The sequence below is a fragment of the Paenibacillus sp. FSL K6-1330 genome (assembly GCF_037976825.1).
In the GTDB taxonomy this organism is placed as follows: Bacteria; Bacillota; Bacilli; order Paenibacillales; family Paenibacillaceae; genus Paenibacillus_AQ.
The window spans coordinates 4,380,621-4,392,572 of record NZ_CP150269.1 but is presented as its reverse complement, the minus strand read 5'-3'; the positions used below and the strand labels follow the sequence as shown (position 1 = coordinate 4,392,572).

The 11,952-nt window shown below is 51.3% G+C and carries 9 protein-coding genes; 8 read left to right on the top strand and 1 reads right to left on the bottom strand.

Features of this window, described 5'->3' with window-relative positions; all coding sequences use genetic code 11:
• The first annotated feature begins 84 nt into the window (after nucleotides 1-84).
• Genes NYE54_RS19720 through NYE54_RS19700 form a run of 5 tightly spaced genes read left to right on the top strand, consistent with a single transcriptional unit; the run spans nucleotide 85 to nucleotide 8,390 of the window.
• On the top strand, nucleotides 85-1,134 hold the full coding sequence (locus NYE54_RS19720; RefSeq protein WP_339265586.1) for a response regulator: 1,050 nt from the start codon (nucleotides 85-87) through the stop codon (nucleotides 1,132-1,134).
• Nucleotides 1,131-3,002, top strand: a complete 1,872-nt coding sequence (locus NYE54_RS19715; protein WP_339265584.1) for a histidine kinase — start codon at nucleotides 1,131-1,133, stop codon at nucleotides 3,000-3,002. The genes NYE54_RS19720 and NYE54_RS19715 overlap by 4 nt, the downstream gene beginning before the upstream one ends.
• A gap of 15 nt (nucleotides 3,003-3,017) precedes the next feature.
• The gene (locus NYE54_RS19710) at nucleotides 3,018-3,785 is read left to right on the top strand and encodes a 3-oxoacyl-ACP reductase family protein (protein ID WP_076321757.1); all 768 of its coding nucleotides are present in this window, start codon (nucleotides 3,018-3,020) and stop codon (nucleotides 3,783-3,785) included.
• 8 nt (nucleotides 3,786-3,793) lie between these two features.
• On the top strand, nucleotides 3,794-6,037 hold the full coding sequence (locus NYE54_RS19705; protein ID WP_339265581.1) for a heparinase II/III family protein: 2,244 nt from the start codon (nucleotides 3,794-3,796) through the stop codon (nucleotides 6,035-6,037).
• Complete coding sequence (locus tag NYE54_RS19700) at nucleotides 6,021-8,390, top strand: DUF4962 domain-containing protein (RefSeq protein ID WP_339265579.1); 2,370 nt, start codon at nucleotides 6,021-6,023, stop codon at nucleotides 8,388-8,390. Before NYE54_RS19705 ends, NYE54_RS19700 begins: the two co-directional genes overlap by 17 nt.
• Before the next feature lie 172 nt (nucleotides 8,391-8,562).
• On the opposite strand, the gene NYE54_RS19695 is transcribed toward NYE54_RS19700, so the two are convergent.
• A complete protein-coding gene (locus NYE54_RS19695; protein WP_339265578.1) occupies nucleotides 8,563-9,450 on the bottom strand; it encodes an AraC family transcriptional regulator in 888 nt (295 codons plus the stop codon).
• A gap of 187 nt (nucleotides 9,451-9,637) precedes the next feature.
• Between NYE54_RS19695 and NYE54_RS19690 the strand changes: the two genes are divergently transcribed.
• The 3 genes from NYE54_RS19690 (at nucleotide 9,638) to NYE54_RS19680 (ending at nucleotide 11,903) form a co-directional block, all read left to right on the top strand.
• The gene (locus NYE54_RS19690; RefSeq protein ID WP_339265576.1) at nucleotides 9,638-10,678 is read left to right on the top strand and encodes a Gfo/Idh/MocA family oxidoreductase; all 1,041 of its coding nucleotides are present in this window, start codon (nucleotides 9,638-9,640) and stop codon (nucleotides 10,676-10,678) included.
• Nucleotides 10,679-11,217: 539 nt separating this feature from the next.
• Complete coding sequence (locus NYE54_RS19685) at nucleotides 11,218-11,457, top strand: hypothetical protein (protein WP_339265575.1); 240 nt, start codon at nucleotides 11,218-11,220, stop codon at nucleotides 11,455-11,457.
• The gene (locus tag NYE54_RS19680; protein ID WP_339265573.1) at nucleotides 11,451-11,903 is read left to right on the top strand and encodes a hypothetical protein; all 453 of its coding nucleotides are present in this window, start codon (nucleotides 11,451-11,453) and stop codon (nucleotides 11,901-11,903) included. The genes NYE54_RS19685 and NYE54_RS19680 overlap by 7 nt, the downstream gene beginning before the upstream one ends.
• The last annotated feature ends 49 nt before the right edge of the window (nucleotides 11,904-11,952 follow it).

Below are 11,952 nucleotides of genomic sequence, written 5' to 3'. Positions count from 1 at the left end.
AAGAATGACTCCTCTGCTTGTCTAAGCAGAGGAGTATCTTGCTAAAGCTAAACTACTCTCGCTGTTTTGAAAGGGGAATGGGTGATGTACCGCATTCTGGTCGTTGATGATGAACCTATGATAAGGATGGGCTTGGCGAAACTGATCACGCAGACGGATCCGGCCATGATTCAAGCGGCAACGGCCGGCAACGGCATGGAAGCATTGGAAGCGATCCAGACGACACGACCGGATTTCATCTTTACAGATATTAAAATGCCAAAGATGGACGGCTTGGAGCTAAGCAAGCAGCTTTATGAAAAATACGGCGATATCACGGTGGTCGTCATCTCCGGTTACGGTGATTTCGAATACGCCCAGAAATGCATGTCGTATGGGGTTAAGGAGTATCTGCTCAAGCCTGTGACCAAATCGGTGGTACATAACACCATGAATAAATTGATGGCGGATCGAAAGTCCATGCAGGAGAAGCAGCGGTTTTATTTTCCGCTCTCCAAGCTGGAGGATTGGCTCGAGCAGTTGGAACTGGCCGTATGGCATTTACAAATGAACGATATCCAGAACAAGCTGCAAGAAATCGAGGATTACTGCAACGAGCGCAGGCTCGAATCGATTCAGCTTCAGGAATTGCTGGATGAATTGTATGCGAAACTGATCAAGCAATTAAACGGTCGGGATGTGTATTCATTTGAGCGTATGACAGGCATTTCGGGGTCGGAACCCGGAGGAAACCATCATTATTTCGAGAGATTTCGTCAAGCCGTGGATCAGACGGTAAAGCTCATACGCGAGAAGCGAAAAGGAAATGCCAAGGAGCCTGTCGAGGAAGCAAAAGCCTACATTGAGCGCAATTTGTCCCGCGATCTCTCGCTGGATGAGGTTGCCGATATGCTCGGACTCAATCCGTCGTATTTCAGCCAGCTGTTCAAACAGATGACGGACGAGACCTTTGTCCATTACCGGATCAAGAAACGAATGGAGAAGGCGAAGAAGCTCCTTGCTATTCCGCATTATAAAATTACGGACATTTCGTTCGAAGTGGGGTATGCGGATCATCCCCATTTTACGAAAACCTTTAAGAAGGTCACCGGATACACCCCTTCCGAATACCGGGAGATGCTGGGGATACAATGATGCGGAGGAGCCTGTCCCGTCAAATCTTCCTGTACTTTTTCATCGTCGTGATGTTCTCGCTTACGACGGTCGGCGTCTTCTTCTATATGAAATCATCCGAAGCGATTGACGAGCAGGTCGAGAAGTATATGACCACCGTCATCACGAACGCCGCAAGGCAAACGGATAATCAGCTGAAGATGTTCGAGCGGATCAGCAATACGATTTTGCTGCAGGATTCGGTGAAGCGATTTTTGGATATGGACCCCAGCGACAGCTACGAACATTACCGGTTCACCCATCTCATTCGAAAGGATGTCTTTCAGAAGATCTTCATTCAATACCCCACCCAGACCCATATGATGTACATACTGGGGTTCCATGGCCGGTCGATTTTCGATCAGAATCAGAATTTCTCCGCCATGTCGATCGATCCGTCGGACCGACTTCGTGAATTGACGGAGAAAACGCCGGGGAACGGGGAGATCGTCATCTTGAAGACCAGCCTGCTGGAACAGGATCGGGACAACGTCATTACGGTTGCCCGCAAAATCCGGGGAATGGATTCTTACGACGTTAAAGGTGTGCTCGCGGTGGAGTTCAATGAAGATCAGTTGTCGGGTTTATGGAATGGCGTCGATCTTGGAGAGCAGGGTTTCTTCTTCATCCTGGATCGCGAAGGCGAGGTCGTCTATGCCCCAGATCACGTGGATATGGAGGGAATCACGACCACGGACCTGCCGAAGCGCATTATCGCTAAGGGTGATCATCGCTTCATTGAACCGGTGCTAGGCGAGAAAGCGATGATCATCTCGCGCCAGTCCGAGTATTCGGGCTGGAGCCTCGTCATTATGATGCCGCTGGATGAGCTTCGGGCGCCGATTTCGGGCATTCGCTCCACCACCATTATCGTAGGCGTTGTCACTTTGATCATTGCGCTCGTTCTGGCTTACAGATTCGGCAAATCGATCGTGAACCCGATCCGCAATCTGAAGAACGGGATGAGGCAGACGGAGAAAGGAAACTGGACGCATATCACCGATGTGAAGCCGCGGGAGGACGAGATCGGCGGATTGATCCATAGCTACAATCTCATGGTTAGCCGCTTGTCCGATATGATCGAGCAGGTATACGACACGGAGCTCCACAATCAGAAAACGCAGCTGGAGCTGCAGGACATCCAGCTGGAGCGCCAGCGGGCAGAGTTCCAGGCGCTCCAATTACAGATCAATCCGCATTTTCTGTACAACACGCTGGAAACGATCAATTGTTACGCGATCGTTCAGGATTCCGACGAGATCTCGGACATGGTGGAGGCCATGGCTTTCATGCTTCGATATTCCATTCAGACCAACCTGGAGGAAATCACCATTGCCAACGAGCTGAATCATGTGCGGCATTACATGATGATCTTACAGCATCGGATCGGGCGCGATTTCGAGATCGAGGTGGCGACGCCGCCCGAGCTCCTATTGGAGAAGATGGTCAGGCTCTCCTTACAACCGATTGTCGAGAATATTTTTCAGCATGCTTTTCCGGAAGGGATCGAAGCATGGCATTACATTCGGATCGACACGAGAATCGAACAGGACAACTTGCTGGTTATCGTCGAGGACAATGGGGCAGGCATAGCTGACCATAAGCTTCATAAACTGCGCAAAAGGCTCGAGGAAAACCGCTTGGTCGATGATGAAGAGGGGATGCATGCCCGGCGCAGGGGTGGCATCGGTATCGTGAATGTCCATCGGCGAATTCAGATGGTTTACGGCGAAGAGTACGGGATAACGGTTCATAGTTCGCCGGATCAAGGCACAAGCATCGTCATGACGATGCCGCGAATGGAAAGAGTGCGTGAACAAGAAAGCAGACTGAAACAGCTGCAAACCTAATCAGGAGGGATCAATATGCATATTAACTTATCGGGTAACATCGCATTAGTCACAGGTTCGAGTGGAGGGATTGGTCGTGCAGTTGCGTTGAAGCTGGCAAGAAGTGGGGCTAAGGTAGCCCTAAACTATCTGAGCAGCAAGGATGCCGCTGAAGAAGCCGTAGCGGAGATTCGAGGTTTTGGCGGTGAGGCTCATGCATTTCAAGCAGACGTTACGCATGTGGAGCAGGCAGAGGCGCTCGTAGCTGAAGTAGAGAAGGCATTCGGCGGCCCGGTTACGATTCTGGTTAATAATGCAGGGCATTTGGTTGAGCGTCTGGCGAATGCGGAAATGACCGAGGAGCTCTACGACAAGGTCATGGATGTAAATATGAAAAGCACGGTATTCGTGAGCAAAGCCGTCATTTCGGGGATGAAAGCGGCCGGTCAAGGCCGTATCGTGAACATGACTTCCGTTGCGGCGCACAATGGCGGTGGACCGGGCGCAAGCATTTATGCAGCGAGCAAGGCTGCCGTCCTGAGCTTTACCAAAGGCTTGGCGAAGGAGCTCGCTTCAAGCGGAATTAATGTGAATGCGGTATCCCCCGGCTTTATCGGGCAAACGGCGTTTCATGCGACCTTTACCCCGGATGATGCGCGAAAAGCAACGATCAAGGGTATCCCGCTGGGCCGAGAGGGCACCCCGGACGATGTCGCCGGCTCCGTTCTGTTCCTCGTCTCGGAGCTGTCTTCTTATATAACTGGGGAGACGATCGAAATTAACGGCGGTATGTTCATGCGATGAGGGATTGGATGAAGGTCAACGCGAAGTCGAAATTCTACCCTTGGAGCGTGCAAACGATCGATATCCTGAAGGCCGAGCTCGATCAAGTCATCGACCGGAGGCTGGATGTTCCCGTTGATCCAGGCGGCTGGTGGCACCAATACGTGTGTCCCGAACATCACACGGAACTGGTGTTTGATCCGCTCGAGGCGGACTGCAGCACCTTTCGTTGTCCGTATGGCTGCGAAGTGGAAGGAGAACCGTACAGGGGGGCATGGCTGGTATTCAAGCATCAGGCCATGGCCCGATACGTCCTGCAATCTGCCGCCGTCTATGCCGGTACCGGAGAGAAGGCCTACGCCGATCTTGGAAAAAAGTTGATTGTCCGCTATGCGGAGCAATTTCCGCTATACCCGGTTCATCCCGATGCGCAGCCCTGGATGCTGAAAGGGCGCGCATTCCATCAGGCTTTGACCGAGGCCATATGGGCAACGACATTGCTTCGCGGCTACCTGCTGCTGGAGGATGCGCAAGTGTCGTTCGACGAGGCTGATCGCCGGAAGATTAACCGGTTCTTGCACATGCTCGAGAGCAGCATGACAGAGTATCATCATATTTTGACCCGGGAGCGCGGAAATCCCGAGAACAACTATACCGCCTGGCTGATTGCCGCGCTGTTCAGTATTTATGCGGTACAAGGCGAAACGGAGAAGCTGCGGCAGCTGGTCGTGAAGGAAGGCGGCCTGCGGCATCATCTCAGCATTGCCATTAGGCCGGATCAGCTCGAATTTGAAGGAAGCATTTATTACCACGTATTCGTACTCCGTGCTTATCTGATTGCTGCGGAAATGGGGAGCCGGGTTGGTGAAGAGCTGTTTTCCCTGAGAGGAGAGCAAGGCCAATCCATGCAGGGCATGCTGACGGTACTGGTTCGATTGGCAGACCCAAACGGCTTCCTGCCAGCACTTCACGACGGTCCTTATTGCAGGGCTCCTTATGCGCGAGAAATTGCCGAGATTGCGGAAATCGGTTTATCCGTATTTGGAGACAAGAGCTATCAACGACTGCTAGACAATGTGTATCGTGAACTGAATGGAAAAGCCGGCCGGGTTGGCATGCTGGAAGCTCTGTTATACGGAACGGGCCATTGGGATGGGAAATACGGAATGCCTGCTTCTGAGGCGAAGGGTTCTCATAAGGAGGCAGCGGGTGGAGTATGGGAAGTAGGGGACATCATCGAAGTCCGAGTTACACGAGAAGTCCAGGCAGCAGGCGATGCAGAACATGCAAACCAAGCAGGTCATGAACTTGAAGGTAATGAAGCATGGGACATCGAAGGCAGAAACGAGAACGACTTGTCCGATCTGTGTACTCCTACCGTCTTTCTTCCTCACAGCGGATTCGCCCTGTTGAAGTCGTACCATTCGAATGGGCTTCAGGCGTTAGTCGATTTTGGCCCTCATGGAGGATCACATGGTCACTTCGATAAACTGAATCTGATGATTCATGTCGGGAACCAGCCTCTTTCACCAGACCGTGGAACCGTGCCGTACGGTTCGATCCTGAAGAAGGAGTGGTATCCCCATACAGCCTGCCACAATACCGTCTCGGTAGGAGGCCGTTCCCAGAATCCGGCAGAAGGCAAGTGCATACGGTATGAATCCGCTTCAAACCGTTCCTATATTTGGGTGCGGGCCGATGAGGCCTACGATCAAGCCATTCTGGACCGACATTTGATATTGACGGAAGAGTGGCTGCTGGATTGGTTTGAAGTGGAATTGGATGAACCGGCAGTCGTGGATTGGTGGTTCCATTACGTTGGCATGGGACAGCTGAGCGGACTTCAAAATGCTGATCAGGGCCGCGTTAAAACGGATCTTGGAAACGAAGATGGATACGCATATGTAAAAGAGAGGTGCACCCACGTCTTGTCCCAGGATGGCTTGCAATTCAATCTCCACATTGCCAATGCATCAGGGCCACTGGCGGTAATCTCATTTATCGCCTTCGAGGGTATGGAATGCTCACAGGTGGAGTCACCTGGGCTTGCTGACGATCCCGGCCGCCTCATGGAAGGAATCCGGCTTCACCGATTAGATTCGAAAGCCCGCTTCATTGCCGTTTACCGTACCGGCACCGAGCCGCTCACATTGGAATGGAACCGGTCGGGAGATGGGGATTGGCTCAGCCTGTCCGATGGAAGGACCGCGAGAAGCTTCACGATGACCAACAACGGGTTGAAGGAGAGGGTACTCGATGAAAACCTTGTTTGAACCGAAAAGCGGATTGTTGTCCGTGCCATATCAACCGGATGAAGAGAGTAAGCTGCTTGAGAATCCTCCTCGTTTCACCTGGATGCCGGGACAGCTGGATAACGACCGTTATATGCTGCAAATTTCGACCTCGCCCTCGTATGAAACTGAAGCGACAACAACGATATCGCCGATTCCCTATAACTTATACACGCCGGAGCAACCTCTGGAGCCGGGTACTTATTATTGGCGATATGCCTTGCTGACCGGGGAGCAAGTGGAGGATACGGCAGACTTGGACCATAACCGTTCTTCTTGGAGCCAATCCCGAATGTTTCATGTCCCGGAGGGGCTGCCCGAGACTCCCCTGCCTGGCAGAGAGGAAAGGTACGAACGCACGTATACCGGTCATCCGCGGTTATGGCTGGACGAACAGGGAATTGAGGCGTTCCGGGAAGGTCTCCGAAAGGATGATGATTACTGCGGCTGGCGCGCTTTTTACGAGAAATCGGTCCTTCCGTGGCTGGATAAGCCGTTAATCCCGGAGCCGGAACGTTATCCCGGCAATAAGCGTGTCGCCAAGCTGTGGAGAAAAATGTACATGGATTGCCAAGAAACGTTGTATGTTATCCGGCACTTAAGCGTGGCAGGGGTCATTTTGCAGGATGATGTTTTAATAGCCAAAGCGAAGACTTGGCTGCTCCACGCGGCCCGGTGGGATACGGAGGGAACAACATCCAGAGATTATAACGATGAAGCCGCGTTTCGGATGGTTGGTGCACTTGCATGGGGATACGACTGGCTCCACGATTACCTCAGCGCAGAGGAGATTGATCTCGTCAGGGGAGCTCTTCTGCGACGTACGAAGCAGGTGGCCTTCCATGTGATGGAGCGCTCGAAAATCCATCATGTCCCTTATGACAGCCATGCTGTTCGTTCGTTGTCCTCGGTGCTTGTCCCGGCCTGTATTGCCATGCTTCATGAAGAGGCTGAGGCACAGACATGGCTGGATTACACGCTGGAATACTACGCCTGCCTCTATTCGCCTTGGGGCGGAGAAGATGGAGGCTGGGCCGAGGGGCCGCTCTATTGGACAACGGGCATGGCATTTGTGATCGATGCGCTCAATCTCATTCGCAACTACGTATCCATCGATTTCTATCAACGGCCGTTCTTTGGGCGCACGGGCGATTTCCCACTCTACTGCAGCAGTCCGGATACGATCCGGGCCAGCTTCGGGGACCAGTCCTATCTCGGCGAACCCGTCAGTCTGAAGACGGCTTTCAATATTCGCCAGTTTGCAGGCATTACAGGGAATGGATTATATCAGTGGTATTATGAACAAGTAGTTAAGGCGGATACGGACGCCGACTCCAAGTTTTACAATTACGGCTGGTGGGATTTCCGCTTTGACGATATGCTGTATCGGCATGATTACCCTCAGGTGGAAGCTGTTTCTCCTTCTGTTACCGTTCCGTTTTCTATAGATAACGTCTCGGAAGCGAAGGATGGAACCATCCAAGCCGTCAAATGGTTCCGCGATATTGACTGGGTGGCGATGCATCACCGCATGGATGATCCGGATGAGCATATTATGCTGCTTGCAAAGAGCAGCCGTTACGGTTCCATGAGCCACAGTCACGGTGACCAGAACGGATTCTTGCTGCACGCGTATGGCGAACCTCTCGCAATTGAAAGTGGATATTACATCGCTTTTGGAAGCACGATGCATATGAACTGGCGGAGGCAGACGCGTTCCACGAACAATATTCTCATTGATGGCCATGGTCAGTATGCGGGAAAAGATAAGGTGCTTTGCATCGAAGCCAGCGGAAAGGTCGAGCAAGTTGATGCGTCATCGGGTTATGGGTACGCCCGTATGAACGCTACGCAGGCCTATCGGGAGAATGTCCCTTATCTGGAGCGGTATGTGCGCGAGATCTATTTTTTTGACGAATCTTATTTTGTCATCGTGGATACGGTGGATCTTGCCAAGCCAGCCAGCATCGAGTGGCTGTTTCATACCCTGAACCGGATGAAGCTGTCCGGGCAGACGTTTCGGGTGATGGGCAGCAAAGCGGAAATGGAAGGGCGATTCGTGTACTGCTCATCCGGCGACTTGTCGCTGAATCAGCATAATCAGTTCACCGATGTCGACCCCGAAGAAATCGATGGACTGGATAATCAGTGGCATCTGCATGCTGAAACGAAATCAGCCGCAAGCCATCGCATCGCGACCCTCCTGGTTCCCATGAGGGCACAAGAGAGTAAATACGTCTCGTATTTTCTGGACGATCAGGACCATGGGGTTCATATCTATTTCACGAATGAGGATGGGAACACCAGAAAGGTGGAAGTGCCTAAGGCATATTAGGTCTTAGAGGCGCTGATTTGATCCAAAATTCACAAAAAGACTCTGCTTCAGCGAAAGCTGCTGCATGTGGAGTCTTTTTTTGCATATTCGTCACCATACTTATGATTCAGCTGGCGTTTCGTACAGGTCATGGCCGCAGATCGTTCGTTAAGGAGTGTTCTGGAACCCGGATCTATAACTGCCTAGCCTGAGAAGGCGTCATGCTCTTGTACTGTTTGTACAGCTTAGTAAAATAATTCGGGTTGCTGCAGCCGACGATGCCGGCAATCTCCGTGATGGTTAACGTCCGTTCGCGAAGCAGCTTCTCCGCTTCATTCATCCGGGTCAGGTTGACGTAATCGACGAATGTGCGCCCTGTTAAACGCTTGAACATTTTGCAAAAATGAAACGGATTCAAACCGACCTCTGCAGCAGCGGTCTCTACCGACAATTTCTCACCGATGTTGCTCTCGATGTGCTGAATGAGTTTTTTATAACGATCCCGATTCGCAAAATACGGCTCGGCCGACTTCTCCGTGAACTGTAAGGGCATGAATGTACGTGCCAGCAGAACGAACAGTGTGTACAGCTTGGATTTGGCAATGAGCTCATAGGCCGGACGGCGGGCAACAAGCTCTTCAATGATTTCATCCAGCAGCGGATAGCAGTCTGCGCCAGCAGGGTGGTTCTCGGCAGGCTTGACTGGGAAACGGAGCTGGCCTTCCATATAGGGAGCGACATAACGCACATGAATCGGATCATGGAGGAAATCGTTAAAGAGGGATGCATTCACCACGACACAATCAAATCGCACGTGGCCATCTTCAAGGGCATATCCCACGTGCAGGCTGCCGCCGGGAATGATGATAACTTCTCCAGCCTTTACGTCATACGGAGTTGTATCAATATGGAATACCGCGTGCCCTTGGCGCATGCTAATGATCTCAAAGTGTTCATGCCAGTGGAGATACAGGATACAGTCTTTCGTTTTGGCATGGGAGCAGAAGTTATTAAATACCTGCACAGGATAGGCTTTATAGTCTAGTCTCGTATTTTCATGAAGCTCTTTTGGATTGGACATGTGATTTCACCTCGGACCGCAAGATAAGAGTGGTAATGCACAAGGTTGTATAGAGAAATTGTTGAGTTTCGCCATTATAATGAAGTTGCTTCATTTACATTAAGCCAATATTGGAATGATGACAACGGGTCAGGATGTGAAATTGTAAGCGGTTTACAACATTATGACGTATTCAGGGGGAGTTAGCATGACCACGACATTTAAAGTTGTGATAGCAGGATGCGGCAGTATGGCGAATACATGGGCGGAATATGCGAAAGGGCGAGAGGACGTTGAAATCGTGGGCCTCGTGGATATCCAAGAGAAATTTGCAAAGGCATTTGCCGATCGGCATGGACTTTCTTGTCCCCTATATACCAATATTACGGAGGCCCTTACTTCAAGCGAAGCGAATATCGTATTTGATGTGACCATTCCCGCCAGCCACTATGGGATTAGCACGGCAGCGCTTAAGCACGGGTGTCATGTATTCAGCGAAAAACCGTTAGCGGAATCGATGAGGGAATGCCTGGATATCGTGAGGCTCGCAGAGTCGGCAGGCAGAACCCATGCCGTCATGCAAAACCGCCGATTTGATCCGCGAATTCAGGCATACAAGGATTTGATTGAAGGTGGAGTGATTGGAAAGCCCGGGTTCATAGGGGCGGATTTTTTCCTTGGCGCCCATTTTGGCGGGTTTCGGGACCTGATGGACAGTCCCCTGCTGCTTGACATGGCCATTCACACCTTCGATCAGGCCCGAATGATCAGCGGAGCCGATCCGGTATCCGTGTACTGTCAGGAGTTTAACCCGCCGGGTTCCTGGTATGCCGGTAACGCGATGGCGATATGCATCTATGAAATGTCGGACGGCTCCGTGTTCAATTACCGCGGTTCCTGGTGCGCCGAAGGAGCCCAAACCTCCTGGGAAGCCGCATGGCGCGTGACGGGAGAGAAAGGAACGGCGATCTGGGACGGCCATGATGATATTTATGCGGAGATCGTGGCGGAAGGGGATCAATCAGGAAACTTTATCCGGAAGTATGAACGGATTGAAGGTACGCTGCCCGAAATGGAGAAGACCGGACATCACGGCTGCCTGGAAAATATGTTTCATGCTCTCGAGGCCGGCATCAAGCCGGAGACGGATTGCAGCGACAACGTCTACAGCATGGCGATGGTGCTGGCTGCATTGGAGAGTGCCAAGACGGGACGAAAAGTCATGATTTCGGAGTTCATGAAGGGTTGAAGGGAACGAGTGAGTAGCCTTAGAACATTTTGATACAACTTTGGCCTTGGCTGGACGGTAGCCTGCTCATGCAGGTGTTGTTGGGGACGAAAACATATAGGGTAAATGAAGCCGCAGATTCGCGGCTTTTTTGTTTTAAGTACCGTGTTGAGAAGATGATAGACTGTACCTGCTTTTTCGGTGCGAATGATGCATGAAGCAGGAAGAAACCGATTGCATTCAAGTGTTAGAGATGGAGAGGACAGTATTCGTAAAATCTTGCTCTAATAACATCGTCTGAGTTGGTTTCTCGAATCAGAATGACCATGGTGTAAGGTAAAAGATGCCTTTCAGGAGTCCTTCCTTTGGAGTCACCGCTCTTCCATTGAGGGACAAAGCCGTGCTACAATATAGCACAAGCATAAGTAAAACGCTTAACCTGGAAAAACTGGTATCGCAAGCTGCTTTCCTATTTCCCCATTTTCCTTATCACCATTACGCTTATCGTGTTTCTTTCTTTTATTATGTTTAACAAGGCCTCACGCGAAGAGGCGGCCAAGGTGAACGGTATATCCACCAGATTTATTATGGAAGACCTTGACCGCTCCATCCATGCGATCGAGATGAACGTGCTGAACGAAGTGGAGGCAAGTTCCCTATATTCAAGCTATCTGTTCAGTACCCCGTCATCCGACCAGAATCTGATGTACTCCCTGGTGAAACGACTTCGCGTGCTGCAAACGGACAGCGACTTGATTGATCAGTCTATTTGTACTGTCATTCGGATCAATCAGTGCTGACCACCAGCGGACAGAGTTCCCTCTCATCGTTTCCGGACCGTTCTTTTATCGAGCACGCCGCGAAGGAGCACGATTATCGGGGTTCGTCGGCCGTACGCTCCATGACGGGTCTGGGGGAGAACGAACCGAAGCAGGTCGTCTCCATGTACAAAAATTTGCCGCTCCCCTTTGGAAGCCAGGGTCTGCTGGTGATAAACGTCAGATTGTATCGGTTGGAGCAGATGATTAATCTGATAATAAATGACAGCGTTTCCTTTTTGGAAATTCTGGATTCCAGCGTTCGTCGATATCGCCATTCGGGCATGGCAGGGGCTGACCGGAAGAGCCAACGATCGCCGCGGGAGCGTGCACGGGGTAAAGCGGGTCCCGTTATTCCTTTACCGGGGATTATTACAAGCAGGATCTGCTCATGGTGGCGAATGACAATCACGGGACCGGCATCATGATGCTGGCGGGGGTATCATAAAATTGAAAGGCATGCTGGGTGGCCAGTAA